Origin of the sequence: Ihubacter massiliensis, assembly GCF_024125305.1 — a bacterium.
GTDB classification, from domain to species: domain Bacteria; phylum Bacillota; class Clostridia; order Peptostreptococcales; family Anaerovoracaceae; genus Hominibacterium; species Hominibacterium faecale.
On sequence record NZ_JAMXVH010000001.1, the window covers coordinates 2,541,882 to 2,567,080 of the forward strand.

The following is a 25,199-nucleotide window of genomic DNA, read 5'->3' on the forward strand; positions in this document are numbered from 1 at the left end:
GGATACATTTCCCTACATATTATATGGAGCACGTATCAAAATTTTCCTCCTACCTGCATGATACGCGGCGTCCGCACCCGTTATGATATCTTTCCGTTATTTGCCTTTAATCGCCTCTTTCATAGAGTGAATATACTCATAGATTGGCTCAGCGGCATCCTCTCCATACTGCTGGCACAGCTTTACAATCGCGCTGCCTACGATGATCCCGTCCGCCAGCTTGGCGATCTGGCGCGCCTGGTCGGGGGTATTGATGCCAAAGCCCACAGCCGCAGGAACGGCGCTGTACTGGCGCACAGTCTTCATCATGGATTCCAGATCGGTTTTTATCTCGCTGCGCATTCCGGTCACGCCCATGGAGGATACCACGTAAAGAAACCCTTTCGCATCTTCTGCGATCCTCCGGATCCGGTCTTCCGATGTGGGGGCGATCAAAGATATGATGTCAACATCGTATGCTCCCGCATGCTCCGCCACATCATCCTTTTCCTCATAGGGCAGATCAGGGATGATCAGCCCGTCCACTCCGCACTGGCGGCAGCGTTCAAAAAACCGTTGATAACCATACTTGAAAACGGGATTGAGATAGGTGAGAAAGACGATGGGAACCTGGGTCTTTTTCCGCAGAGAAGCGGTCAGCTCAAAGAGGCGGTCCGTCGTGGTGCCGGCTGCCAGCGCTCTCAGGTTTGCCGCCTGGATGACCGGGCCTTCCGCGATGGGATCGGAAAAAGGCACGCCGATTTCAATCAAATCAGCTCCCGCTTCCACCATTTTTAAAATAAACTCTTCCGATTTTTCAATGGAAGGATCGCCTCCTGTCACAAATCCGATAAAGGCTTTTTCCTTCTCAAATGCCGTATGTATTCTACTCATGAAGATCCACCCCCCTGTATCTGGCGATCGCCGCCACGTCTTTATCTCCTCTGCCCGAAAGACAGATCATGATGCTTTCATCCGGGCTCATCCCCGGCGCCAGTTTGCGCACATGGGCCACCGCATGGGCGCTCTCCACCGCGCAGATGATGCCTTCCGTCCTCGCCAGGTATTCAAAGGCATCCACAGCTTCATCGTCGGTAACCGGCACGTACTGCGCCCGGCCGATATCGTGAAGATGGGCGTGCTCCGGCCCGATTCCCGGATAGTCCAGTCCCGCGGAAATGGAATAAACGGGTGCGATCTGGCCGTATTCATCCTGACAGAAATAAGATTTCATACCGTGGAAAACACCCGGCGCTCCATTGGCGATGGTGGCCGCGTTCATGTCGGTATCCACCCCGTGTCCGGCAGCCTCACATCCGATCAGCCGTACCCCTTCGTCTTGGATGAAATTATAAAACATGCCCATGGCATTGCTGCCGCCGCCCACGCAGGCCACCACAGCTGCCGGCAGTTTTCCTTCCACTTTCAGAATCTGCTCCTTTGCTTCCCTGCTGATAACGCTTTGAAAATCACGGACAATCATGGGAAACGGGTGGGGTCCCATAACCGATCCCAGAACGTACAACGTATCATGAACCCGGCCGGCCCATTCCCGCATAGTTTCGTTGACTGCGTCTTTCAACGTCTGGGTGCCGCTGGTAACCGCATGGACCTTTGCTCCCAGAAGTTCCATTCGATAGACGTTCAAAGCCTGCCGGTCCGTATCCTCTTTGCCCATGAAAATTTCGCATTCCATATCCAAAAGGGCTGCCGCAGTGGCGGTCGCTACTCCGTGCTGGCCTGCCCCAGTCTCTGCAATGACCCGGGTCTTTCCCATTTTCTTTGCCAAAAGCACCTGCCCCAGCACATTGTTGATCTTGTGAGAGCCGGTATGGTTCAAATCTTCCCGTTTAAGATAAATCTTCGCCCCGCCCAGATCCTTTGTCATTTTTTCCGCATAATACAAAAGAGACGGCCTTCCTGCATAATTATTCAGCAGGTCTTCCAGCTCCCGGTTAAACTCAGGGTCCTTTTTATAGTATTCATAACTCTTTTCCAGATTGATAATCTCGTTCATCAGGGTTTCCGGTATGTACTGTCCCCCGTGAACGCCGTATCTTCCTTTACTCATTTCTTACGCTCCTAACTGCTTGTAATAGCTTTTCCCTGTCCTTTCTGCCGCCGGTTTCCACACCGCTGGAAAGGTCGACGGCAAAGGGTTTTACCGCTCTGATGGCCTGGCTTAGATTGTCCGGGTTCAGCCCTCCTGCTAGGAAAAAGGGCTTGCCTGTCCTGGGAATCCGCTTCCAGTCAAAGGTCTTGCCGCTGCCGCCGCTGCCCTGATCAAAGAGCAGATAGTCCACATCCAACCTTTCCAGCTGCTTTGGATCAAAAGGCTTGCTCATGCTGACTGCCTTGATCAGGGGCAGATGAGTATGCTGCCGCAGCGCTTTAATATAGGCCGGGTCTTCGCTTCCGTGGAGCTGTACATAATCGATAATGCTCCTTTCACCAAGTTCCAGGATCTGCGAAATGGGAGCATCCACAAAGACACCTGCTGCCTCAATGCCAGGGTCCAGATGCTGCCGCAGAGCCAGGGCTTGTTTCTCGTCCACTCGCCGCTTGCTTGGGGCAAAGACAAAACCGATGTAGTCCGGCTTGGCTTCGTTGACAAAATCAATATCCTCCGGTCTGGTCAGCCCGCATATTTTAATCCGCGTCATGCCTGCTCACCTCTCAGCTCCGCCAGCGCCGCTTTCTTGTCCGGGCTTCGCATCAACGTTTCTCCGATGAGAACAGCGTTGACTCCGTCTTTTTTCAACTGCTTTATATCTTCCCCGCTCCGGATCCCGCTCTCGGATACGAAAAACAGGTTATCCGGCACCAGTTTCCGCAATCTGGCGCTGGTGGAAATATCCACCTCAAAGGTCGCCAGATCCCGATTGTTGACGCCGATGATCTCTGTGCCTGACGCAAGGGCCATAGCGATTTCCGCTTCCGTGTGGGCCTCCACGAGGGGAGATAATCCCAGCCGCTGGGCAATGGAGACGAACATTTTCAGTTTCTTCTCGTCCAGCAGGGAGCAGATCAGCAGCACTGCCGATGCTCCGATGATCCTCGCCTGATAAATCTGATAAGGTTCCAGCACAAAATCCTTGCGCAGTACAGGTATATCAACGTGCTCCGCGATCTCGGCCAGATAGGCATCCTTGCCCTGGAAGAAATAGGGTTCCGTGAGAACCGAAATGGCTGCGGCTCCCGCTTCTTCGTATTCCTTTGCGATCTGAAGATATGGAAAGTCCTCTGCGATCACTCCTTTTGACGGCGAAGCTTTTTTGACTTCGCAGATAAAGGAAAGTTCCCTCTCTGCAAAAGCCCGTTCCAGTGGCCTGCCTTTTCCCGTATCCATGCCCAGGGCCATCTGCCTCATCTGCACTGCCGAGATGCGCTCCTTTTCCGCTTCAATCCTTCTGCGGGTCTTTTCTGCGATTTTATCCAGAATCATGCTGTCACCTCACGAGAAAGTACAACAAATTGATCCAACTGAGCCAGCGCTTTGCCGCTGCTGATGATGCCCCTTGCTTTTTCCACTGCCTGCGTCATATTGAGAGTTGGATCGGCCACATAGAGGGCTGCCGCCGAATTGAGTATCACAGCGTCCGCCTTGGGGCCGGCGGCGCCGGAGAGGATTTCTCTGGTTATGCGGGCGTTTTCTTCCGGTGTTCCTCCGGTCAAATCCGCTTTCTTACACCGTTTCAATCCAAAGTCCTCGGGGCTGATCACATATGACTGGTAGCTGCCGCTGCGCACTTCGCAAACCGTGGTGGGCGCGCTCATGGATATTTCATCCAATCCATCCTGCCCGTAAACGACCATGGCGTTTTTGACCCCCAGGTTGGCCAGGACATTTGCCATGGGTTCCACCAGTTCCTCTTCATAAACGCCAAGCAGCTGCATATTGGCTCCTGCCGGATTGGTGAGGGGCCCGAGGATGTTGAAGATGGTCCGAATCCCCAGTTCTTTTCTCACCGGAGCCACGTATTTCATGGAAAGGTGGTAGTTCTGGGCGAAAAGAAAGCAGATGCCGATGCTCTCCAGAATCTCTCTGCTGCGTTCAGGGGAAACGGTGATGTCCACCCCCAGGGCTTCCAGAACATCAGCGGCTCCGCACTTGCTGGAAGCCGCTCGGTTTCCGTGCTTTGCCACCGGTACGCCTGCCGCGGATACGACCAGTGCCGATGTGGTGGAAATGTTAAAGGTATTGGACCGGTCCCCTCCGGTTCCCACAATTTCCAGCACGTCCATATCGTGGAGCAGGCGGATACAGTGCTTTCTCATGCCCGCCGCAGAAGCTGTAATTTCATCGATGGTTTCACCTTTCATGGACATGGCCGTAAGGAATGCCGCCATCTGGATCTGGGAGGCCCGGCCGCCCATAATCTGATCCATCACCGCTTCCGCAGTCTCATAAGACAGGTCCTTTCCTGCTGCCACATCTACGATTGCATCTCTAATCATTTATCATTTACCTCCTAAAAAATTCTGTAAAATCGTCTTTCCATCCGGCGTAAGGATGGATTCCGGGTGGAACTGCAAGCCATATACCGGATATTTGGTGTGCTGAACAGCCATTATTTCACCGTCCGCGGTGACTGCTGTCACGGAAAGCTCCTCTGGAATTGTCGCTGCATCCGCGGCCAGGGAGTGGTATCTGGCGCCCCGGATCATAGCTGGAAGCCCTTGGAACAAAAGGGATTTTTGATTGACTTTGATTTCGTCCTCTTTGCCGTGCATCAGTTCTTTTGCGTAAGTGACCTCAGCGCCGTAAGCCTTGCAGATGGCCTGGTGGCCCAGGCAGACGCCCAGAATGGGAGTGTCTCCGGCAAAGGCGGATGCCGCTTCGATGCAAACGCCTGCATCCTCCGGCCTTCCCGGTCCCGGCGAGAGGATGATCCGCTCCGGCCTTAGCTGCCGGATCTGGTCTATGGTCATTTCATCGTTTCGAATTACTTTGATATCCGGGTTGATGGACCCTGCCAGCTGGTACAGGTTATAGGAAAAGCTGTCATAGTTGTCGATCAGTAAAATCATTCGTCCAGACCTCCTTCTGATAGTTCCAATGCCTTGACGACTGCCTTGGCTTTATTGATGCATTCCTGGTATTCGGTTTCCGGCACGCTGTCTGCTACGATTCCCGCGCCGGAGCGGACGAATACTTTTCCGTTTTTCTTAAAGGCGATGCGAATGGCGATGCAGGTGTCCAAGTTTCCGGTAAAATCCAGATAGCCGATGGCGCCTCCATAGATGCCCCTCTTGTTATCCTCCAGCTCATTGATGATTTCGCAGGCCCGAAGCTTGGGCGCTCCCGACAAAGTGCCCGCGGGAAGGACTGCAGTAGCGGCATCGATGGCCGTGCAGCCGGGCCGAATGTTCCCTCTGACTGTGGAGCCAATATGCATCACATGGGAAAACCGTTCAGTGGACAAGTAGTTTTCCACTTCCACTGTGCCGAATCGGCTGATCTTGCCCAGGTCGTTTCTCCCCAGATCCACCAGCATATTGTGTTCAGCCAGCTCCTTGGGGTCGGACAGCATTTCCCTTTCCAGGCGAAGGTCCTCTTCCAGGGTCCTGCCTCTTGGCCTGGTTCCTGCCAGGGGAAAGGTGTGGAGCAGATCGCCCTCCAGCTTAACCAGGGTTTCTGGTGAGGCCCCTGCGATTTCAATATCATCACTGCTGAAGTAAAACATATAAGGGGATGGGTTCATGGTCCGCAGCATCCGGTATGTATCCAGCAGGCTGCCCTCTGCTTCCGCCTCCAGCCGGTTGGAAAGGACGACTTGGAAAATGTCTCCTTCATAGATATAGCTCCTAGCCTTTTCTACCATCTGGCAGTACGCTTCCCTGCTGAAGAGGGGATTGAACTGGCTCTTTAGTCTCAGCGGCGGAATGTCAGCCGGGCGGCCGTTTTTGATCAGATTGACCATATTGTCCAGCTCGATTTCTGCTTTGCGGTAATGTTCCTCCAGGCCATCGGTGCGGACGTTGACGATGAGAATAATTTCCTGTTTGAGATGATCAAAGGCGATCACCTTATCAAAAAGCATCAGATCCACATCCTTGAAATTTTCCTCATCTCTGGCATCCAGGTTTAAGGCCGGCTCGCTGTATTTGATGTAGTCGTAGGAAAAGTAGCCCACCAGCCCGCCGGTGAAGGTGGGCAGTCCTTCCAAACGGGGACTCTTGTTTTCTTCAAGGATCCTGCGAATGTATGCGTCCGGGCTGCTGTTCTCTACGGTTATATCTGTTCCCGATTTGATGTGGAGGGTGCCGTTCTCACAGGTCAGCTCCAGCTTGGGATCATATCCCAGAAAGGTGTAGCGGCCCCATTTATCCGTGTCCTCCAGGCTCTCCAGCATGTAGCAGTGGCGGCTGACCGACTTTAAGATACGCAGCACCTGGATAGGTGTGGCAATGTCGGAAAGGATGCGGCGGCTCACTGGAACGCACCGGTAATCATCCGCAAGTTTTTTCGCTTCTTCTAGGGTTGGTTTGTACATGGCTCTACTCCTTCTTTCTAGTCTTTCGTCTGCATCTGCCTAGCCGGTTTGTAATGTAATACAAAAAATCCGTCCAAGACATAATCTGCCAAGGACGGATACATTCCTGTTCCGCGGTGCCACCTTGCTTCGGGAAATCTCCCGCTCTCGACGAAATACCAACATATTTCCGGCAACTGACGTATGCCTTCACGTCGCAGAATACTCAGCCGGCTCTTTGTAATGCCTGCCTTTGACTGCGCCCTCAGTGGTCCATTTAACAAGCTGCGTTCTGCCGGGTTCTCACCGCCGCCGGCTCTCTGTGAGTGCACGATTTGTTTTTATCTCCACTTCATCGGTTTACATGTGCTATTAAATTGTGTTTGATTATATCGCTTTGGCAGCCTTGTGTCAAGGGGATTTGTTGATTTTTTGGTGAATTTCCATAAATTTTCATGTTCGTTCTTGTTAATTGAAACAAACATTCTAGCTTTTGGGCGGATTGCGGCTGCAAGGCATGTCGGGATTGGCGTGGATTTTAAATTCAAGGCTTGGAAATCGAGCTTGTGCCGGAATCATCGCTCATTGATCACTCAACTCTGATCTACGATGGTTTTTTATCGCTATCTGCTGTAAAAGTGTTCACGGGGGATAATTTCCCTCTGAATATGGGCTGATCTGCTGTGAAATGGAGCTGAAATTATCGCGATCAAGGTTTTTTCAGGGCTCCAGCGATGAAATGCGGCGGACCGGGTTGAATCGGGATGGGGCGGGCGACCTTCGATTTTCCAATAAAAGAGACTGTCGCTATATGCACCAGCCTCTTTACTTACCTATTCCCAAATTCCCTTACAAGCCACACACCTAATTTAAAACAATACACATCTTATTGATCCCCTGTTTTGTCCTTCTATAATATAAGATGCAATTCATGTGCGGAATGTTACAACTTTTTTAAAATTTTTTAAAAAAGTTTTTTAGTAAGCTCTTTTGGGAAAATATAGCGTACTTGCCCTTTGCTATTTTTGCCGTATTCGATAGCCTGGCTGGGACAGCGGCAGATGCAGGCCATGCAATGGGTACAGTGATCTTCCCACACCGGCTTCCCCTGTTCCATATGGATGTTTTTCAGAGGACAGAGGGTTTCGCATTCACCGCAGGATATACAGGCATCGGTCGCATAAAACTTTTTCGCATGTACGATGACCGGGTAATAAAGATCGTTGACGATCCCGCTGGATAACCGGTCCATGAGTGTGACTGAGGGCCGGCAATAGGGCTGTTTGGTTTTGATCAATTGTGCAGCCTCCGTGATTGCCGTCTCTGCCCGGCGGATAATTTCCATCGCCTCCTCCTTTCCTGGGGTATGAAAGAGGGCGATATAATTCTCCGGCATGACAATGGGGATGCAGCCCAAATCATTCATGCCTTTGGTGCGGCACAGTTTTTTCGTATAAGCTCCTGCGTTTCCAATGTTCCCACCGCAGGTGAGGACAAAATAAATGTCCTTGTTTCCTGTCAGCGGGGTATTTTCCAGCCATTCCTGCAGAATGCGCGGGATCCGCCAGCAATAGGTGGGCGCGACGATCACCCACGGTTTTTCTGATCCCATTTGAGAAAAATCACGGTCCCTGAGTTTTTCAAAGAGATTGAGGGTCTGGTCCTGCAGCTCCTTGCCGATTCGCTTTGCGGCATATTCGCTGTTTCCGGTTCCGGAAAAATATAAAATCATTTACGCTTCCTCCTTATCATGGTTGTGCCCGATGCTTTTGTAAACGAGATTGATTAATGAGACGATCTCCTTCCATTGGGTTTCGTCCAGGTTGATATAATAATAATTTCTCGTCCCTTCTTTTCTCATCGCTACAATTCCCGCTTCTTTGAGTATTTGCAGATGATGGGAAACCGATGGCCTTGTCAAATGGGTCTTTTCTGCGATCTCGCCGACGCGGATACCGGACAGGTCGCTTTCCAACAGTACCATTAAAATCAGCTGCCTTGTTTCGTCTCCAAGGGCAGTAAAGGCAGCTCTGCATCCTTGAAAGCCACGGGTGATTTTTTGCAGTCGTTCTTCACATTCTCTTTCCATCTTAACATCCTTTACATATATTTAACATCCAGTTTTTCACGCTGGGCGGATCGGAAAAATTTCACGTCCGGATAGCCCAGTACCAGCGTAGCTGCCGCTTTCTTGCCCTTTTCAATCTTGAGGGTATTTTTAATCTTGCGGGAAGCATTGGCGCAGGATGTGAAAAAACCGCTCAGCAGTACGCCCAGCCCATTGGCTTCTGCCACAAATTCCATATTTTGTGCCGCAAGAAGTCCATTGGTTCTATCTTTTGCCATAACCACAATCACCAGCGGCGCCCGGAAAAAGAAAAAGTGATTGTCAATCTGGTTATTTCTAGCCATGGGACTGATCAGGTCTGCAAAAGGTTTTAGCCTGCGGAACAGGCGGACAGCCATCTGTTCGACCGTATCTTTTTCCCGATCCAGGACAACAAAGGATACGTCCTGCATGTTTTTCGCTGTATGGGTCAGCCGCCCCGCTTCCAAAATCTGTTCTACCACATGGTTTGGAATTTCTTTCTGCTGAAACTGCCGGATGGTTCTTCGAAAGCGGATAACGTCCAACACTTCTTTTGGATCCAAGCGATTCTCTTCTGTTCGCGTAATGGGTTTTGAATCATAACCGCTGATATGGATCGCTTCTTTCGGGCAGACCGCGCAGCACTGGCCGCACTTGATGCAGCTGTCCAATTTTATTTGGGCCTTGCCCTCTTTCATGGCAATATTATGGGCAGCGCACGTCTTGGCACACAAGCCGCAGCCGATGCATTTATCCTGATTGATTTCGATTACATGTTGTTTCATCGCTCATCACCTTTCGTTAAAGTTCATTAACCATTATAGCAAAGGTGCCTGATATTGCAACATTGGTAAAGAAACACGTTACCATTGAATTTTGTGGGTGTGGGAAATGTGGAGCATTGAGGCTGAGCCCCGGGGAGGGGCCCTGGGTGTGTGCCAGGCCTTGCCCAGAGGTCCCGGGGAGGGTTGGGGGACCCTGGGGATGCTGCAGTATCTTGGGAATATCAGACCTTCCGAGGGGCCCTGGGGATGCTGAGCCTTATCAAAAGCATCAGGGTCTGCCGAATTTTATTTATTTTTCGGATTTCTATTCCAAATGGGCGAAATTGAGGTACATGTGAATATAAATATAAATTGGAGATTTTTTTAATTTTAGGCAGCAGGCAGCGCTCCTCAAAAGGCGGCAACATAAAAAATCCCCCTAAGGGCGCCAGGAAGAATGAAAAAAAGCTCAACAACTGGCCTCGCAAGGGCAATTGTTGAGCAAACTTTCACATTCGACAACTTTCGACGCGGCTGCCGCGCCGCGCAATAATTATTCCGCTGTGTATTCCTTGCAGATTTCCCCGCCGATAATATGGCGGCGAATCACCTCTGCGGCTTTATCTGCGGTCATCTTAATATAAGTCGTTTTCATTCCATCTTCATCGTAGACCTCTACGATAGGCTCCAACTTGCACATGCCAATGCAGCCCATGGTTGTCAAATCAACGTTTTTCAGCCCTCTGGTACGAATCTCATTGGCAAAGGAATTCATGACCGGCCTGGCTCCCGCCGCGATGCCGCAAGTGGCCATCCCTATGGAAATGGTCATTTTCCCTGTTTTCTTTTCTTCCTCTTCACCTTTGCTGATCTTTTCCAGTTCTTCTAATGTCTTCATTTTTCTACCTCCCACGCGTGCGGTTAAGAATGATGCACGCTCTCTCCGTAATTAAACCGCGTACAATGTCTTCTGCAAAAGCCTTGCAGGTCGGAGCCCCACAGACGCCGCAGTCCACACCGGGCAGCGTACTGACGATCCTTCCCATTTCTTCCATTTTCTTCAGAGACACGCTTAAATCCTGATCCAGCTGCAGCACCGGCCTGTACAGCAGCTCCCGGTTCCGCTTCAGTTCTTCTTCGCTTCCCGGATAATTGAGAATCCGATCTCCGTATTTCGCTTTGGCTTCATCCAGGATCACCTTCATATTGGCCTTGGCCGAATAGCTGTTTTCCACTGTCAGAGAGCCGCCGAAGCACCCGCCGATGCAGGCTTCCGCCTCAATAAAATCTACGCCCTCCAGCTTTTCATCCTCCACCTTTTCAAAGATATCCATCACTTCATCAATTCCATCTACGGCTATGAATTTATCCGTATTAAGGGCCAGACTCTCGCCCCCCGGATTGGTCCACCGAAGCCCCATGACCCCGGACCGCGCCAAATCCTCTACTTCTGAGTCCTTCAGAACCTTAAGCTTTGCCCGCACCTGTTTATAGACCTCAGAGATGGCTACCATCACATCCACATCAGTCTCGATCACCTCGTCGCTTTCCTTGATAAACGAAATCTTTGCCGTACAGGGAGCGATGAAAAAAATGCCGATCTTCTTATGCGGATACTTTTTCTCAGCTTCCCGCCGCGCCATGCTGGCAACCACCTCCACAGGGGGACGATAATCCACCACATGGTCCAGCAAATTGGGATAACCGATCTGGATCATCTTCAGCACGGACGGGCATCCCGACGAAATCAAAGGCAGCTCCTTCTCTCCCGATTGGAGCAGTTTTCTGGTGGCATAACTAATCATTTCTGCGCCAATGGCTTCCTCATACACATCATCAAAGCCGATCTGTTTTAAGGCGGTCAGAACATGATTCCTGCTTTTGATCCCTTTGAACTGCCCAAAGAAAGACGTGGCCGGTATGGCGATCTTGTAATCGTATTCATTCATCGCCTCCAAGGTATCAACCACAGGTCTGGTAGCATGTCTGGGGCATACCTTGACGCACATGCCGCATTCTATGCACCGCTCCGGGCTGATGGTCGCCTTCCAGCTCCTGACGCGGATCGCCTCAGTAGGACAGTTTCTTACACAATGAATGCAGCCGATGCACCGCTCCTTATCCAGCTGTATGGAGGTTACCTGGCTCAACTCTGTTGCCACCGGTCCTTCCCGCATACCTATGTTGTGCAGCTTTCCGCATACGGTAAAGGTTGTATAGTGGGTTTCCACCAGAGCGATGTTCCTGGTCTTGGCCAGTTCCATCATGGTATCGGTAACCGTCTTGCCGCAGGTGAGGATAATGCAAGTAATGTTCATCATCTCTGAGGCACGGATTACCTGGGGATTAACCAGGCTGGTGATCAGCAGACTGTCGTCGGCCGTATCCAGCATCACATTGCTCATCAGGTCGGACGCTACCGCATAAGCGTATTCCCGATCGAGAATTTCCTCCGTCTCATAGAGCAGCCTGCCTTTTATCAGTCTTACAACTTCCTTCAATTCCATGGAGGCCACCTCCCATCTCCGGCAGAATATCCCGGAAGATCAGTTCCGCCTGTTCGTTGATAAATGTTTCGGCGCTGAACGCCGCATCCATATAACTGTTGCCGCAGCGTTCCTGGGCGACGGCAAATTTTCTGCTGTCAAAGTAAAAGGTTCCTCTGCTGCTGGACAGCACCAGGGAAAGTTCCAAGTCCTGATGGGAAAGCATGGTGAGGAAAAAAACGTTTCCCAAATTTCCCATGGGCTGTCGATCGATGGATTCATTGACAAACACGGCTGTCAGCACGGTTCCTCTGCCCTGTTCCGATTCCAGGATAAAATCGCCTCCGGTAAGAAGGGCCGCTGCCTTAAACATGGGCAGCCCCAGCCCCACAAGCCGAGTCGTCCTGGAAGTATGGAAAGGGTCAGTCGCTCGTTTAAGTGTCTCTTCGTCCATACCATAGCCGTTATCCTCTACCGTAATCGTCAGCAGCCTGTCATTGTCACAGGTCTTAACGCTGACTGCGATTTTGGTGCTTTCCGCGGTTATGGAATTCTGCATAACATCCATGATATGCAGAGACAGTTCTTTCATTGTATTCACCTCATGTCTTTTATCCAGTTGATTACTTCTTGCGTTGTCATTTGCGGCAAATCGATCTTATTTTTACGCTTGCTCATCTCCGACAGCCGGTGGCAATCGGAAGAATAAAGAAAGCGTTTGTCCGCCAGATCCTTTCTCCCCTTAGCAAACTGCCTGCCCGCTTGTGAATCGGACACCTCCACCACTGAGGTTTGGATATCCGCAGGCATTGTTCCCAGGGCAGACAGAACGCTGTAAGAATCCCGGTCCACATGGGAAAAATACGCGCACCCTGAAAGGGAAAGGGCTGTCTGGAAAACCCGCTCAGCTGTCAGATCGGTAGAAACCAGCAGCAACCGCTCCTCCTCCCCTGTGATCCGGTCATGGGCGTCGAATATGTACTGAGGACCAAAGATTTCTGCCTTATTGTTGATGGGCGGAAGATGGGCTCCTACAAAGCGGCCCATTTCTTCGGCAGCTTCCAGTTGTGGGAACAGACAACTGATATGGACTTCTTCTATGGATTCCACCTCAATTCCAGGCACCAGCAAAAGCCCCTTGTCCGCGGCACATTGCCAGATCGCCGGCAGGTTTCGGGCAGAATTGTGATCCGTAACCGCGATCATGTCCAGCCCATTGACCAGCCCCATGTTCACGATATTGTTAGGCGTCATTTCTTCTTCCGCACAGGGCGATAACGCCGAATGGATGTGAAAGTCATAATAGCAATTCATAATTGTCCTGCTGCCCTAGGACAGCAGCTGATGGATCTTCCAGCAAAGCTCATAAGTGGTCATCTCGCTGGACAAAATGGCCATACCCTGTTCCTCCGCCTTCTCTGCAGTCCCCGCTTCAACGGTAATGCCTTCCGGTACGATGATACAGGCCGCCTCATCCAATTCGGCCACCGCCAGCACGTTCAGGTGGGTCTGAACGGTAATCCACGCATTTCCTTGTTCACATCCGCTCATCACACGGCTGAGAAGATCGCAGGCATAAACCCCTGTCACTTCCCGCTGCGCGCCTCCGGATGTCAAAAGCTGCGCGCCCAAAGCCTGAGCCAGTTCTTTTACGTTCATAGGCACCTCCCTACTCAAAATTGATAATCATTTTCACTTTTGTACCTTGTCCAGGTGCTGTTTCAATTTCCAGCACATCGGTATTCTTCTTAATGTTGGGAAGGCCCATCCCGGCGCCGAATCCCATCTTGCGCACCTGCTCGCTGGCCGTCGACCAGCCTTCCTGCATGGCCAAGTCCAGATCGGGGATACCTGCCCCCGAGTCCTGAATGATGATCTCAATTCGGCTGCTGTCGATATCCACCTGGGCGCTGCCTCCCCCTCCATGGATAAAAGCATTGATTTCAGCTTCATACATGGAGATTGCAACCCTCTTTATAACAGGCGGAGACACACCCAGCTGCGCCAAGGTTTTCTTGACGCTGCTCGATGCCTCTCCGGCCATGTCAAAATTATTTCCGTCGATTATAAAGTCCAGTTTCATATCACTCTTCCAATGCCTGCCGCTGCTGGGCAATCATCATATCCTTAATCTTCATCAATCTCGCCAGATTACTTCTTTCATTTTCATCTAACTTCATTGTAATACTTTTGATGGTTTCCTGCAACGTCGGAATCTGGACATATTCCAAAGCATTTACTCTTCTTCTAGTTTTTTCAATTTCTTCCGCCAAAAGCTGAGTGGTTTTTTCCACCTGCGCCAGCTTGAGCATTAAAGGCAGAACCTCCTGCAATGCATCCACAGAAGCATCCAGCTCGCCGGATGTAAAGGCGAATCCATAAGGGTAGATATCTCTTCCCTCATCGCCGGTATCGGTGAACTGAAAGTCGGGAACGTTTACGCTCATGACGTTCTTTGTTTTCACGCTGGCATACACCTGTCTCTGGGGCAGCATGAGGGCTTCCTGCAGGGAAGCATCCTCCATGGCGGCTCCGGCCACCACAAAACCCGCGTAGACCTGGGCCATCTTTTCTTCCAGCTGCACCCGCAAATCCATGTTCTCGCGAATCAGCTCCAGGAATTTTTTCATCAGGTCGTCCCGCTTATCCTTGAGGAGCTTATGGCCCCTGGTGGATGTGGCCAGGCGTTTTTTCAGCTTGGAAAGCTCCATTCGGGTCGGGTTTACTTGTAAAACTGCCATATCCCCGCCTCCTTACTTTTCTTTTTTAACGCCATATTTTTCAATCATTTCCGGCTTGATTCTCTTGAGCTCGCTTTCCGGCAGAATAGAGAGCAGCTCCCAGCCGATATCCAGGGTCTCTGTGATTTCACGGTTGGTGGTAAAGCCCTGGGAAACGTATTTCTGCTCGAATTCTTCCGCGAATTTGGCGTACAGAAGGTCGGTTTCCGACAGCGCCGCTTCACCGAGGATGGTCATCAGTTCCTTGGCGTCCTTACCTCTTGCGTAAGCCGCAAAGAGCTGATTCATGGTGCCGGAATGGTCCTCTCTGGTCTTATCCGGTCCGATACCCTTGTCCTTGAGACGGGACAGGGATGGCAGAATGTCGATAGGCGGCATTACGTTCTTTCTGTAAAGCTCCCTGGACAAAATGATCTGTCCTTCTGTGATATACCCGGTCAGGTCGGGGATGGGATGGGTCTTGTCGTCCTCCGGCATGGTCAGGATAGGAATCATGGTGATGGAACCGTCACTGTCCTCTTTTCTTCCGGCTCTCTCATAAAGGGTAGCCAGGTCGGTGTAGAGATAACCAGGATAGCCCCGGCGTCCCGGAACTTCTTTTCTCGCAGAGGATACCTCACGGAGAGCCTCGGCGTAGTTGGTGATATCCGTCAGGATAACCAGCACGTGCATATTCTTTTCAAAGGCCAGGTATTCGGCAGCCGTCAGAGCCATACGCGGGGTGGCGATACGCTCGATGGCCGGGTCGTTGGCCAGGTTGATGAACATAACGGTACGGTCGATGGCCCCGGTGTCTTTGAAGTCGGAAATGAAGTAATCCGATTCTTCGAAGGTGATACCGATGGCGCAGAATACAACGGCGAAGTTGGATTCACCCTTGAGCACCTTGGCCTGTCTTGCGATCTGGGCCGCCAGCTTGGCGTGGGGCAGACCGGAGCCGGAGAAAATAGGAAGCTTCTGTCCTCTTACCAGGGTGTTCAGTCCGTCGATGGCGGAAACGCCGGTCTGGATAAATTCATCGGGATAAACACGGGCCGACGGGTTCATCGGCAGTCCGTTGATGTCTACGTTCTTTTCCGGAATCAGCTCCGGGCCGCCGTCAATGGGCTGGCCCATGCCGGAGAATACTCTTCCCAGCATGTCTTCGGACACGGATAATTCCAGGGAATGCCCGAGAAAGCTCACTTTACTGTCCTGCAGGTTGATTCCCGCGGAGCTTTCAAAGAGCTGTACCAGCACGTCGTCTCCGTTTACTTCCAGTACCCGGCAGCGTCTTCTTTCACCGCTTTGCAGCTGTATCTCGCCCAGTTCGTCGTAGGCCACGCCTTCAACGCCTTTGACCAGCATCAGAGGGCCTGCTACTTCCGATATGGTTTTATATTCTTTTAACATTAGCCTGCCACCTCCTCTTTCATCAGCCGATCCAGTGTTTTGGTCAGTTCAGCCGCCGTATCCTCCATGTAGGTTTCGATTTCATCTTCCGCCACATATTTGGCTCTGGCGATCTTTTCGCGGACGTTCATATCGAGAATACGATTGATATCCACGCCCTTTTCCAGGGCTACGACCGATTCATTGTAGAAGGTCAGAACCATCTTGAGAATCTTATACTGTTTTTTCAGGGAAGTGTAAGCGTCCGTATCATCAAAGGCATTCTGCTGCAGATAGTCCTCGCGAATGGATCTGGAAGCTTCCAGGATCAGACGGTCCGAAGGGGACAGCGAATCGTATCCAACCAGCTTTACGATTTCTTCCAGCTCCGATTCCACCTGGAGCAGTTTGTTGGTTTCTGTCACGCATTTAGTCCAGTCGTCGGCAACATTCTTATTGAGCCAGTTGCCGATGGTCTCGCTGTACAGGGAATAGGAAGTCAGCCAGTTGATGGACGGGAAATGCCGCTTGTAAGCCAGGCCCGAATCCAGTCCCCAGAATACCTTTACGATACGCAGGGTGGACTGTACGACCGGGTCGGAGTTGTCGCCGCCGGCCGGAGATACGGCTCCGATGGCGGTCAGGGTGCCGGTTCTTTCTTCGCTTCCCAGACATGCCACTTCACCGGCCCGTTCATAGAACTGGGCCAAACGGGATGTCAGATAAGCCGGGTATCCCTCTTCACCAGGCATTTCTTCCAGACGTCCGGACATTTCACGAAGGGCCTCGGCCCATCTGGATGTGGAGTCGGCCATGATGGCGACCGAATAGCCCATATCGCGGAAATACTCGGCAATGGTGATACCTGTATAGATGGATGCTTCACGGGCAGCTACCGGCATATCGGACGTGTTAGCGATGAGCACCGTACGGTTCATCAGAGATTCGCCCGATCTGGGGTCCTTCAGTTCCGGGAACTCCATCAGTACCTCGGTCATTTCGTTTCCACGCTCGCCGCAGCCTACATAAACAACCAGGTCTACGTCCGACCATTTTGCCAGCTGATGCTGAACGACGGTCTTTCCCGATCCGAATGGTCCCGGAACGGCTGCCGCTCCGCCCCTTACGATGGGGAACAGGGTGTCGATAACCCGCTGACCGGTGATCATGGGAACTTCCGGAGATAATTTATTTTTAAAGGGCCGCTGTTTTCTTACCGGCCATTTCTGCATCATCATGACTTCCTCAACGGTTCCGTCTTCTGTCTTGATCTTGGCAACCGTATCGGTAATCTTATGCATGCCGCCGTTTATTTCTTCAACCGTTCCGCTGATTCCCACCGGAACCATGATTTTGTGAACGATAAGTTTGGTTTCATCCACCGTACCGATCACATCGCCGGGGATCACGGCGTCGCCCGCCTTGACAGTCGGTTTGAAATCCCATTCTTTATCATGGTCAAGGGAAGTGACCTCAACACCTCTTGCGATGTTGCTTCCGGTCTTTCCTTTAATCACTTCCAGAGGTCTTTGGATTCCGTCAAAGATCATTTCCAGGATTCCAGGCCCCAGTTCGGCGGAAAGCGGTTCTCCCGTGGTCACGACTTTGTCGCCGGTCTTGAGGCCGGCGGTTTCCTCGTATACCTGGATGGAAGCTTTGTCGCCCCGCATTTCTATAATTTCACCGATCAGCCCCAGGTCACCTACGCGGACAACGTCGAACATGTTGGCGCTCTTCATGTTTTCCGCAACGACCAGCGGACCGGATATTTTTACGATTTGTCCATGGTCCATAATTTTTTCACCTACTTTTTTCTCAGTTATTAAAGATGTCCGCACCTACGGCTCTCTCTACATTCTTGTGTATGTTTTCCATGCCGATCCCAAGGCTTCCGTTTCTGCTGGGAATAGGAAGGATGGCAGGAAGCATATCGTCCTTATATTTTTCAACCACGTCCAGGTTGGCTGCGATAAGTTCTTCGGTGACGAAGATGATGCCGTATTCCTGTTTCGCCAGGTCCGCTACCAGACCGGCGATGGAAGGCTCTCCCGCCACTTCATAGACATCGAAGCCGATGGCCTTGAAGCCCAGTACGCTGCCGCGGTCACCAATCACAGCGATTTTAGTCTGCATAGATGTACCTCAACCTTTCTACGATCAATTCTTTTGGAAGACCGAACACTTTTGATACCAGCACCAGTCTGACAGCCCGAATCTCACGGTCTTTCAGATAGAGGAACGCGATCACCGGCTCCAAACCGAAGGGAATGACTTTGGCCTTATCAAACAGGTCCTTAAAACATCCGTCTAGATTCTGTTCATAGACATTCAGCGGCTCCCCATGCCGTAAAGCCGGTACGCTTTTTTCCATTCTGCGCTTTTTTCCTGCTTTGTCCAGGAGACGGCTGATGCCTTCATAGCCTGCCGAATAGCCTTCGTCGATGTCCGCTGGATCGATGGTTCCGCCTTCTGCGAAAATTCGTCTTACCTCATAAGCATCCTTTTTCATGCGGATGAGCCGGACCGCGGTCTCAATGTTGATCAGGTCGATCTTGGCTTCCACGTACTCGATGAGCAGCGGATTATCCAGCGCTACTGCCTTTTCTTTCATCAGCGCCAGCACCGCCTTGTCGATAATGATATCCACGATCTGGGAGTCTTTAGTCTTTGCCAGACGTTCCATAGCCTCAAGAGCCGCTTCCCCTAGGATCTGGGGAACCTTTTCAAAACGTTTCGCTGAGAGCTCCGCTTCCATCTGCTCCGGGCTAAAGGTACCGGTCTGTTTATATAGATGGTCAAACTCGCCTTGGGCAAGCCTTGCTTTTGCATACACCTTCAGATTGTGACCGTCTGCCGGATAGCGGAAAACATAGGTCACTTCCGATTGCTCAGTAATGTTTTCAAGGAGCTGATACGTTCTCACCAGGTCCGCCTCAAAAGCAGCCTCGTAGTCTCCATGGGAGACGTCCCGGAACATTTCTTTTCCGGCCAGGGATTTGAAAGCATCTTCCGCATCGGATGCTTCGATGGCCTTCAATAAATCCTGCTGAGAGATCAGCTGATTTTCCAGAGAATGGACTCGTGCCGCAGCATGCAGGTACTTTGTATCATCTTTTTCCATAAATACATACCTTCCTTTCCTTTATGCGAAAAGCATTGCCGCAACTTCTGATTCCGTCTCTTTCTTTCGATCGTTTATGAGCACTTCAAAGGTACAGTTGGTTTCGACTTCGCCTTCCTGAATGATCAGGCCGCCCAGAAAATCGCCGGTCTGCTGTGATAGCTTTACGTCCAGATTGTGGGCCTTTCCGGCCGCCTCCGCCAGTTTTTTTCCGAAGGCTTTGCAGTCGGCGTCGTTGAGCACGATCGTAACCTCTTTACTGCCGCTGTATCTTCCAATCAGCCTTTCGTATATGTTCAGCTTTTCTGCTTCCGGCAGCCGGGCCAGCTTGCCCGCCGCCAGTTCAAAGGTCTTTTCCAGCGCCGCGCGTCTTGCCGTCAGCTTGGTGTTGCGGCTTTCAATACCGGCCTGGGAAACCCCTCTTTGCGTGATTTCTTCTGCTTCCTTGAGGGCTCTTTTCAGGATAGCGCCTTCTTCGATGCCGGCTTCTTCGCTGTAGAGCTTTTGAATTTCCTCTACATTCTTCTGTCCGGCAGCGGTAATTTTATCCGCCTCTTCCTGACCTTCCGCCCGGATAGCATCCAGTATTTTTGAAATATTATCCATAACGAATTCCCTTTCCGATTACATTTCGATGTTGAAGATCAAAAGCATAGAAATCAGGAATGCCAGGATGGCGTAGGTTTCTACCAGCGCTGCGGATACCATGGCTTTGGACAGCTGATCCGGTTTTTTCGCGATGATGTTGATGCCCGCAGCGGCAACCTTGCCCTGAGCGATTCCGGAAAGGAGACCAACCAGTGCGATGGGCAGTGAAGCAGCCAGGATATATGCGCCTGTGCCTACGGAAAGCTGTACGTCGCCGCTCATCATTCCGCTGTTGAGCATAATGATAAATCCGATCAGGAATCCGTAGATACCCTGCGTACCAGGAAGAGCCTGCAGTACCAGACACTGACCGAACCGTTCTGGGTCTTCGCTGAGTACGCCTGATGACGCCTGACCTACCAGGCCTACGCCTTTGGCGGAACCGATGCCGCAGAGGCCTACAGCCAGGGCAACGCCTAAATATGCATAAAAGTTACCATTTGTAAATAAAGTTCCAAAAGTTTCCATTTTATTTTTCCTCCGTTACGTTTACATATTTCGTTCTTGCTTTCAGCGGCTCAAATTTTCTGCCGCCGCTTTCATAGTATTTTCCAAAGAATTCAACGTACTGCAGTCTGGCCGAATGCACGTATGCGCCCAAGGCGTTGATTGCCATATTGAGGGCGTGGCCGAATACAAAGATTACGATGAATAAAATTGCTCCAACAATTCCGCCGCCTGTCAGTGTACCGATGGTATTGACAACGCTGGCGATAACTCCTGTTGCCAGTCCCAGAGCCAGGATTCTGGAGTAGGACAGCACATCGGAGAAATATCCGGTCACATCATAAAGGCTCATAACGCCCGATGAGATTTTTCCGAAAATAGTGGGCTTTGATCTTCCCTGTGTGCAGACCAGTCCCAGCGCTCCAACGATGGACATGACGATGCCGATCATTTTCAGCCGGCCCGGCAGAATCAGCAGCGGCAGTCCGATGAGGAAGATGTACCAGAATCCCACATCGAAGAGCGCGCCCCATTTGTCGCCCCGTTTGATCATCAGATAAGCTTTAAAGCCCATACCCAGGAACAGATGGATGACACCCAGGCCGCAGGACAGTCCCAAGACGACCATCGGCTGAGTCAGCGGGTCGATCAGCTGGGGAATCTCAACGGTTTTGCCAAAGAACACTTTTGCTACCGACGGAATCACGTCGCCGAAAAAGCTTCCGTAAATCAAGCCAAAGATGATGGTGGAGATGCCGCTGATTCCCAGCATGGTCAGAAGCCGTTTCATGCCTTCTCCAACATCGAGAAGTTTGGCAGCTCCCAGTCCTCCAACGGTCAGCAGCAGGCCGTAACCCGCATCGGACAGCATCATTCCGAAGAACAGGAAGAAGAAAAATCCGATGGCCCAGTTGGTATCCATGCTGTTTGCATTTGGCAGCGAGTACATCTCTGTCAGCGCTCCGAAAGGCGCTACCAGCTTGCTGTTTTTCATCAGTACCGGGAAGTCCTCGTCTTTTTCCGGTTCTGTGTATTCATAGCAGCAGGTGTATTTTTCCAGTTCCCGGCTGACTTTATCTTTTTTGTCAGCCACGACCCAACCGGTGATGATGTCCACCTTGTCGGTATGAAGCAGGTTGTCTTTGCTAGCCAGACAGTCCATCCGGACTTTTATGGCATCGTAAGCCATTTCCAGTTCTGTTCTTTTTTCCGCCAGTGCTTTCAGCTTTTCGTTTTCCCCTGCTACTTGTTTTGTCAGAACCGCGATTTTCTGGTCGCAGCTTTCGATGTTTTCTTTAAAGGTTCCGCGAATGCCTTCCAGGGTGAACTCTTTGGCTCCGAACATGCTGATGGTCTCTCTTACTGCTTTTTCATCTTTTTGATGAAAGAGAGCGACCATGTATCGGTTTTCGTCGTCTTCTGAAATCTTTTTCAGATAAACGTCCAATTCTTTTTCCCCGGCTGCCGCCTCTACTTCTTCAAGATCGCGGGGAGCCGGCAGGACATAACACAGCAGTTTGGTGCGCTGTGTCCGAAAATCCCCGATTTCCGCATCCAGGGATTCCCATGAAACGAAGGAAGCTCTTTCGAATTCTGCTTTTGTCAGTTCTTTTTGGTAACGATTTCGTTCTTTTACAATTCCTTCAATGTGATCACAGGTTTTCATCGTATCGAAAAGAACCTGATCATTGGTCAATTCCTTGTAGGTCACTAGAGGCCGCTTGTAAAAGAGGCTTCTCTTTTCACCGAATTCTTTCAGGGCTGCGATACATTCGTCCAGTTTGTCCACCAGATCTTCTTCTCTGGATAAGTCGATGCTTTCACTTCTTTCCAGTATCTTTACTGCATCTTCTTCCAGCATGGACTGGGTCGCAGTCGGTTCTACGACGCCGCATCGCTGTATGTCCTCCATTATGTCTGTGGATTGCCCTCTGAGACTGTAGATGTAGACTTTTTCCATTTTTTCAATCATAAACTATCCACAATCCCTTCCACAATCACAAGTGCCGCCTGGTCCATTCTGCTTTCTGCGATCTTCAGAATCTTATCCGCTTCTTTCTGAGCGGCAGCGATTTTTTCTGCTGCTGATGCCGCAGCTCTTTCCTCAGCCTGCTTGGTGATTTTGGCAGCTTCTCGGTTGGCTTTGGCGATGGTGTCTTCGATGTGCTTTTTCCCATCGACTTTTGCCTGGGCCGCCGCGTCGTCTGCAAGTTTCCTGGCCGCAGCTTTCAAATCCTCCGCTTCTTTTTCAGCGGATTTAATTCTGTCAATAACATCCTGCATATGCACTCCCTCCTTTCGTCACCTTTTTTATAAAAAATAATAATTCCTACCTATATATATTAACAGACTGCATATTAATTAAAAAGCGTTATGAAAAAGTAGTTGTTTTCACGCAATTCTGACTAATCACAATCTTGTCTACGCCACAAATTTCAACCGTTTCACGCCTCATCGGAAATAAATTTCCTATGGTTCCAATAGATTTACAGATTGTTTCACAGCATTTTTTGTGTATTTTTATTCATATACAGAAATTTCGACCATTTTTTCACAAAAAATGGTACTAATTTGCTAAAAAAGTTTACATATTTATACTTTATTTTAGACCGATTAGTAGGAAGATATACATGCTGCTGCGGAGGTTGTGGGAAGCCGGTGCCAATAGGGCTGGCTGGGACGGTGCTGCGAAGGAGGCCGGGGATGGGCGGGAGAAATATGGGGAGCAGGATAGGAAGTGGAATGATTGGCGGCATGGGGCCGCCAATTATCGTCAGCGCTTCCTTACGGCTGGAATTACGATGATTTTTTATCGCTGCTAATAGAAATTTTGGTCATTTACGATGATTTCTCTCTTTTTCCCGGCCGATTTGTCCCAAAACACCCAAAAATCATCGTGGAGAGACAGATTTTGATGCATCCACGATGATTTGCCAAAGGGGTGTTGAAGTGCACCGTCAAAAACGCTCCCAAACAAATCTCTATTTCCATCCCTCCGCCGTTGTTCCACTATGTAACACTGACAAACGAAGGACTGCACTCTTTTTTAACATCCTCCCGCCAAGGCTCCAAATTTTAAGCCGCCTTTTTCTCACTATTCAAAAAAGTTAAAATCCGCTCGTCGCTTACAAATACAACGCTTTCTTTCCGCCTGACATCAGCCGCCTGCCTTTCCATTATAATTTGGTACGCTTTTTGCGTTTTTATTTGGCAACAAATTATTATTTCTTTAGTTAAGGAGGAACTAGAAAATGAGCGAAAAAATTCCTGGCTATCAATTTATCGCCAATACGCTGAAAGGCTACGGCCTGACGCATATCTTCTACGTGGAGGCCATGCTGCGGATGGTGAACCGCCAGTTCGGAGAAATGGACGTGAAACGGATCATGGCTCATTCGGAAAACGCCGCCGCCTACATGGCCGATGGGTATGCCCGCATGTCTGGAAAACCTGGCATATGCATGTCTCAATCCATCGGATCGGCTAACCTGGCTGGTGGGATTCACGAAGCTTGGCTGGCAAACTCGCCGGTCATTGCCTTTACTGGGAAAAAACCGCCCACCTACCAGTATCGAGGCTGTTATCAGGAAGCGGACCATCGCCTGCTTTATGAAGGGATCACCAAGTTTAACGCGGACGTTTCCGAATCTGAACAGCTCTCAACGGTGCTCCGGCAATGTTACCGGGCGGCTGTCACGGGAAAACCCAGACCCGTACATGCGGACATGAGCAATCACACCGGGCGGGTTATTGAAGTGGGCAGCGTTTCCCAGCCGGTTATGGTTGAAGAAAAATACACCCAGTATCCGGCTTTTCGTCCGGCCGCGGAGCAGAGCGACATCGATCTGGCCGCCGATAAAATCAACCGCGCCCAAAAGCCCGTGCTGGTCCTAGGAAGAGGCGCAGCCATCTCAGGCGCCGGACAAGAAGCGTGCGGCTTGGCTAAAAAAGCCGATATCCCGGTTGTCACCTCGCCCGACGGCAAGGCGCTGATGGATGAAACCGATGAATTATGGAGCGGAATCGTGGGCGAATACGGCATGGATTGCGCCAATCGAACCGTTATGGATGCCGATCTGGTCATCTTTGTCGGAACACAGACCGGCGATCAGACCACCCTGGCTTGGAAGGTTCCGGCTCTTTCCACAGAGGTGGTTCAAATCGATATCGATCCCACGGAGCTGGGAAAAAATTATCCCAACTGCACCGGTCTTTTGGGCGATGCCAAAGTGGTTTTATCTCAGCTGATTGAAAAGGTAGACAAAGCAGATCATCTGCCGTGGAAAGAAATAGTCCAGGGATATGTCCGCGAAACGTTAGACGAGTATGAAGAAAAGCAAAACAGGGACACGCTTCCCATCCGCCCCGAACGCCTGTGCATGGAAATCAGCAAAGCGCTCCCGGGCGACGCAGTACTGGTAGCGGACACCGGTTATTCCGCCGTATGGTCTTCCACCATGCTCCGTATGAAGCCTTCCCAGAAATACATCCGCGCAGCCGGTTCTCTGGGCTGGAGCTATCCGGCTTCCCTGGGCGTCAAATGCGCTGCCCCTGATCGTCCGGTTATTTGTTTCACCGGAGACGGCGCTTTCTACTATCACTTAAACGAGATGGAAACCGCTGTCCGCAATGGAATCAACACCGTGACCATTATCAATAACAACATGGCTCTGGTTCAGTGCCGCCCGGACCTGTCCCTGGTCTATAAAGATCAGATGGATTTGATTCATGAACGATATGAATATCCGGACGTAGACTTCTGCAGGATCGCAGAAACCTATGGCTGCTGGACCCGGCAGGTGGACAAGCCGGAAGAGATCGGCCCGGCCATCCGCGACGCGCTGGCCTGCGGACGGCCCGCGGTAATCGATATCCGTACAGAGCGGGCCGCCGAAATTCCTATGGCCCTGATTCCCAGATAAATTACAATCATAACAAAATCGGCTTCGCTGATTCTTAAAAGAAGTAGACTTTGTTGATACGCAGGAAATATCGTTGACGATACTTCCTGCGTAATAAAATCCAAGAACTGGCGAACACTTCGTCAGTTCTTTGGTATATAATTAGACCAAACGAA

Annotated in this window: 26 protein-coding genes; 1 reads left to right on the forward strand and 25 read right to left on the reverse strand. The window is 50.8% G+C overall.

What is annotated here, in order from left to right:
• Positions 1-96: 96 nt before the first annotated feature.
• The 25 genes from trpA to NIA71_RS11970 form a co-directional block, all read right to left on the reverse strand.
• The gene (trpA, locus tag NIA71_RS11850) at positions 97-873 is read right to left on the reverse strand and encodes a tryptophan synthase subunit alpha (protein WP_148395986.1); all 777 of its coding nucleotides are present in this window, start codon (positions 871-873) and stop codon (positions 97-99) included.
• Entirely contained in the window at positions 866-2,050 is a 1,185-nt protein-coding gene (gene trpB / locus NIA71_RS11855) for a tryptophan synthase subunit beta (protein ID WP_148395985.1), read from the reverse strand. The genes trpA and trpB overlap by 8 nt, the downstream gene beginning before the upstream one ends.
• On the reverse strand, positions 2,043-2,642 hold the full coding sequence (locus NIA71_RS11860; protein WP_253020493.1) for a phosphoribosylanthranilate isomerase: 600 nt from the start codon (positions 2,640-2,642) through the stop codon (positions 2,043-2,045). Before NIA71_RS11860 ends, trpB begins: the two co-directional genes overlap by 8 nt.
• Positions 2,639-3,424 carry an indole-3-glycerol phosphate synthase TrpC gene (gene trpC, locus NIA71_RS11865; protein ID WP_253020494.1) on the reverse strand — a complete coding sequence of 262 codons (786 nt, stop codon included), beginning with the start codon at positions 3,422-3,424 and terminating at the stop codon, positions 2,639-2,641. Before trpC ends, NIA71_RS11860 begins: the two co-directional genes overlap by 4 nt.
• Positions 3,421-4,437, reverse strand: a complete 1,017-nt coding sequence (gene trpD / locus NIA71_RS11870; protein ID WP_253020495.1) for an anthranilate phosphoribosyltransferase — start codon at positions 4,435-4,437, stop codon at positions 3,421-3,423. The genes trpC and trpD overlap by 4 nt, the downstream gene beginning before the upstream one ends.
• 3 nt (positions 4,438-4,440) lie before the next feature.
• Complete coding sequence (locus NIA71_RS11875; protein WP_148395981.1) at positions 4,441-5,010, reverse strand: anthranilate synthase component II; 570 nt, start codon at positions 5,008-5,010, stop codon at positions 4,441-4,443.
• A complete protein-coding gene (gene trpE, locus NIA71_RS11880; RefSeq protein ID WP_253020496.1) occupies positions 5,007-6,476 on the reverse strand; it encodes an anthranilate synthase component I in 1,470 nt (489 codons plus the stop codon). The genes NIA71_RS11875 and trpE overlap by 4 nt, the downstream gene beginning before the upstream one ends.
• A gap of 943 nt (positions 6,477-7,419) precedes the next feature.
• Positions 7,420-8,187, reverse strand: a complete 768-nt coding sequence (locus NIA71_RS11885; RefSeq protein ID WP_148398556.1) for an EFR1 family ferrodoxin — start codon at positions 8,185-8,187, stop codon at positions 7,420-7,422.
• Positions 8,188-8,544 (reverse strand): ArsR/SmtB family transcription factor, encoded by a 357-nt coding sequence (locus tag NIA71_RS11890; protein ID WP_253020497.1) that lies wholly within the window; start codon positions 8,542-8,544, stop codon positions 8,188-8,190. It lies immediately after the preceding gene.
• Positions 8,545-8,555: 11 nt separating this feature from the next.
• Complete coding sequence (locus NIA71_RS11895; protein WP_253020498.1) at positions 8,556-9,329, reverse strand: nitroreductase family protein; 774 nt, start codon at positions 9,327-9,329, stop codon at positions 8,556-8,558.
• 532 nt (positions 9,330-9,861) lie between these two features.
• Entirely contained in the window at positions 9,862-10,206 is a 345-nt protein-coding gene (locus NIA71_RS11900) for a (2Fe-2S) ferredoxin domain-containing protein (protein ID WP_148398550.1), read from the reverse strand.
• A gap of 4 nt (positions 10,207-10,210) precedes the next feature.
• Entirely contained in the window at positions 10,211-11,815 is a 1,605-nt protein-coding gene (locus NIA71_RS11905; RefSeq protein WP_148398548.1) for a [Fe-Fe] hydrogenase large subunit C-terminal domain-containing protein, read from the reverse strand.
• Entirely contained in the window at positions 11,766-12,386 is a 621-nt protein-coding gene (locus NIA71_RS11910; protein WP_148398546.1) for an ATP-binding protein, read from the reverse strand. Before NIA71_RS11910 ends, NIA71_RS11905 begins: the two co-directional genes overlap by 50 nt.
• 5 nt (positions 12,387-12,391) lie before the next feature.
• Positions 12,392-13,108: a PHP domain-containing protein gene (locus NIA71_RS11915; protein ID WP_148398544.1), complete on the reverse strand. Its 717-nt coding sequence runs from the start codon at positions 13,106-13,108 to the stop codon at positions 12,392-12,394.
• A gap of 15 nt (positions 13,109-13,123) precedes the next feature.
• Positions 13,124-13,453: a DRTGG domain-containing protein gene (locus NIA71_RS11920; protein WP_148398542.1), complete on the reverse strand. Its 330-nt coding sequence runs from the start codon at positions 13,451-13,453 to the stop codon at positions 13,124-13,126.
• Positions 13,454-13,463: 10 nt separating this feature from the next.
• Positions 13,464-13,877, reverse strand: coding sequence for an ATP-binding protein (locus NIA71_RS11925; protein WP_148398540.1), 414 nt, complete (start codon positions 13,875-13,877; stop codon positions 13,464-13,466).
• A gap of 1 nt (position 13,878) precedes the next feature.
• A complete protein-coding gene (locus NIA71_RS11930; RefSeq protein WP_148398538.1) occupies positions 13,879-14,535 on the reverse strand; it encodes a V-type ATP synthase subunit D in 657 nt (218 codons plus the stop codon).
• Between the two features lie 12 nt (positions 14,536-14,547).
• Positions 14,548-15,927 carry a V-type ATP synthase subunit B gene (locus NIA71_RS11935; protein WP_148398536.1) on the reverse strand — a complete coding sequence of 460 codons (1,380 nt, stop codon included), beginning with the start codon at positions 15,925-15,927 and terminating at the stop codon, positions 14,548-14,550.
• Entirely contained in the window at positions 15,927-17,699 is a 1,773-nt protein-coding gene (locus tag NIA71_RS11940; protein WP_253020499.1) for a V-type ATP synthase subunit A, read from the reverse strand. Before NIA71_RS11940 ends, NIA71_RS11935 begins: the two co-directional genes overlap by 1 nt.
• 22 nt (positions 17,700-17,721) lie before the next feature.
• Positions 17,722-18,039, reverse strand: coding sequence for a V-type ATP synthase subunit F (locus tag NIA71_RS11945; RefSeq protein ID WP_148398532.1), 318 nt, complete (start codon positions 18,037-18,039; stop codon positions 17,722-17,724).
• Positions 18,029-19,027, reverse strand: a complete 999-nt coding sequence (locus NIA71_RS11950; protein ID WP_148398530.1) for a V-type ATPase subunit — start codon at positions 19,025-19,027, stop codon at positions 18,029-18,031. The genes NIA71_RS11945 and NIA71_RS11950 overlap by 11 nt, the downstream gene beginning before the upstream one ends.
• A 21-nt stretch (positions 19,028-19,048) precedes the next feature.
• Entirely contained in the window at positions 19,049-19,633 is a 585-nt protein-coding gene (locus NIA71_RS11955) for a V-type ATP synthase subunit E (RefSeq protein ID WP_148398528.1), read from the reverse strand.
• A gap of 18 nt (positions 19,634-19,651) precedes the next feature.
• Complete coding sequence (locus NIA71_RS11960; RefSeq protein WP_148398526.1) at positions 19,652-20,143, reverse strand: V-type ATP synthase subunit K; 492 nt, start codon at positions 20,141-20,143, stop codon at positions 19,652-19,654.
• Position 20,144: 1 nt separating this feature from the next.
• Entirely contained in the window at positions 20,145-22,094 is a 1,950-nt protein-coding gene (locus tag NIA71_RS11965; protein ID WP_148398524.1) for a V-type ATP synthase subunit I, read from the reverse strand.
• Complete coding sequence (locus NIA71_RS11970; protein WP_148398522.1) at positions 22,091-22,405, reverse strand: hypothetical protein; 315 nt, start codon at positions 22,403-22,405, stop codon at positions 22,091-22,093. Before NIA71_RS11970 ends, NIA71_RS11965 begins: the two co-directional genes overlap by 4 nt.
• 968 nt (positions 22,406-23,373) lie before the next feature.
• Between NIA71_RS11970 and NIA71_RS11975 the strand changes: the two genes are divergently transcribed.
• Positions 23,374-25,044, forward strand: a complete 1,671-nt coding sequence (locus NIA71_RS11975) for a thiamine pyrophosphate-binding protein (RefSeq protein ID WP_253020500.1) — start codon at positions 23,374-23,376, stop codon at positions 25,042-25,044.
• The last annotated feature ends 155 nt before the right edge of the window (positions 25,045-25,199 follow it).

Excerpts from the sequence above, each read along its gene's own strand:
- NIA71_RS11905 (WP_148398548.1), bottom strand. The coding sequence starts at position 11,815 with ATGGAATTGAAGGAAGTTGTAAGACTGATAAAAGGCAGGCTGCTCTAT.
- trpE (WP_253020496.1), bottom strand. The coding sequence starts at position 6,476 with ATGTACAAACCAACCCTAGAAGAAGCGAAAAAACTTGCGGATGATTAC.
- NIA71_RS11900 (WP_148398550.1), bottom strand. The coding sequence starts at position 10,206 with ATGAAGACATTAGAAGAACTGGAAAAGATCAGCAAAGGTGAAGAGGAA.
- NIA71_RS11930 (WP_148398538.1), bottom strand. The coding sequence starts at position 14,535 with ATGGCAGTTTTACAAGTAAACCCGACCCGAATGGAGCTTTCCAAGCTG.
- NIA71_RS11925 (WP_148398540.1), bottom strand. The coding sequence starts at position 13,877 with ATGAAACTGGACTTTATAATCGACGGAAATAATTTTGACATGGCCGGA.
- NIA71_RS11915 (WP_148398544.1), bottom strand. The coding sequence starts at position 13,108 with ATGAATTGCTATTATGACTTTCACATCCATTCGGCGTTATCGCCCTGT.
- trpA (WP_148395986.1), bottom strand. The coding sequence starts at position 873 with ATGAGTAGAATACATACGGCATTTGAGAAGGAAAAAGCCTTTATCGGA.
- NIA71_RS11960 (WP_148398526.1), bottom strand. The coding sequence starts at position 20,143 with ATGGAAACTTTTGGAACTTTATTTACAAATGGTAACTTTTATGCATAT.
- NIA71_RS11875 (WP_148395981.1), bottom strand. The coding sequence starts at position 5,010 with ATGATTTTACTGATCGACAACTATGACAGCTTTTCCTATAACCTGTAC.
- NIA71_RS11890 (WP_253020497.1), bottom strand. The coding sequence starts at position 8,544 with ATGGAAAGAGAATGTGAAGAACGACTGCAAAAAATCACCCGTGGCTTT.
- NIA71_RS11935 (WP_148398536.1), bottom strand. The coding sequence starts at position 15,927 with ATGTTAAAAGAATATAAAACCATATCGGAAGTAGCAGGCCCTCTGATG.
- NIA71_RS11955 (WP_148398528.1), bottom strand. The coding sequence starts at position 19,633 with ATGGATAATATTTCAAAAATACTGGATGCTATCCGGGCGGAAGGTCAG.
- NIA71_RS11950 (WP_148398530.1), bottom strand. The coding sequence starts at position 19,027 with ATGGAAAAAGATGATACAAAGTACCTGCATGCTGCGGCACGAGTCCAT.
- NIA71_RS11920 (WP_148398542.1), bottom strand. The coding sequence starts at position 13,453 with ATGAACGTAAAAGAACTGGCTCAGGCTTTGGGCGCGCAGCTTTTGACA.
- NIA71_RS11965 (WP_148398524.1), bottom strand. The coding sequence starts at position 22,094 with ATGATTGAAAAAATGGAAAAAGTCTACATCTACAGTCTCAGAGGGCAA.
- trpD (WP_253020495.1), bottom strand. The coding sequence starts at position 4,437 with ATGATTAGAGATGCAATCGTAGATGTGGCAGCAGGAAAGGACCTGTCT.
- NIA71_RS11910 (WP_148398546.1), bottom strand. The coding sequence starts at position 12,386 with ATGAAAGAACTGTCTCTGCATATCATGGATGTTATGCAGAATTCCATA.
- NIA71_RS11940 (WP_253020499.1), bottom strand. The coding sequence starts at position 17,699 with ATGGACCATGGACAAATCGTAAAAATATCCGGTCCGCTGGTCGTTGCG.
- NIA71_RS11885 (WP_148398556.1), bottom strand. The coding sequence starts at position 8,187 with ATGATTTTATATTTTTCCGGAACCGGAAACAGCGAATATGCCGCAAAG.
- NIA71_RS11970 (WP_148398522.1), bottom strand. The coding sequence starts at position 22,405 with ATGCAGGATGTTATTGACAGAATTAAATCCGCTGAAAAAGAAGCGGAG.
- NIA71_RS11945 (WP_148398532.1), bottom strand. The coding sequence starts at position 18,039 with ATGCAGACTAAAATCGCTGTGATTGGTGACCGCGGCAGCGTACTGGGC.
- trpB (WP_148395985.1), bottom strand. The coding sequence starts at position 2,050 with ATGAGTAAAGGAAGATACGGCGTTCACGGGGGACAGTACATACCGGAA.
- NIA71_RS11975 (WP_253020500.1), top strand. The coding sequence starts at position 23,374 with ATGAGCGAAAAAATTCCTGGCTATCAATTTATCGCCAATACGCTGAAA.
- NIA71_RS11895 (WP_253020498.1), bottom strand. The coding sequence starts at position 9,329 with ATGAAACAACATGTAATCGAAATCAATCAGGATAAATGCATCGGCTGC.
- NIA71_RS11860 (WP_253020493.1), bottom strand. The coding sequence starts at position 2,642 with ATGACGCGGATTAAAATATGCGGGCTGACCAGACCGGAGGATATTGAT.
- trpC (WP_253020494.1), bottom strand. The coding sequence starts at position 3,424 with ATGATTCTGGATAAAATCGCAGAAAAGACCCGCAGAAGGATTGAAGCG.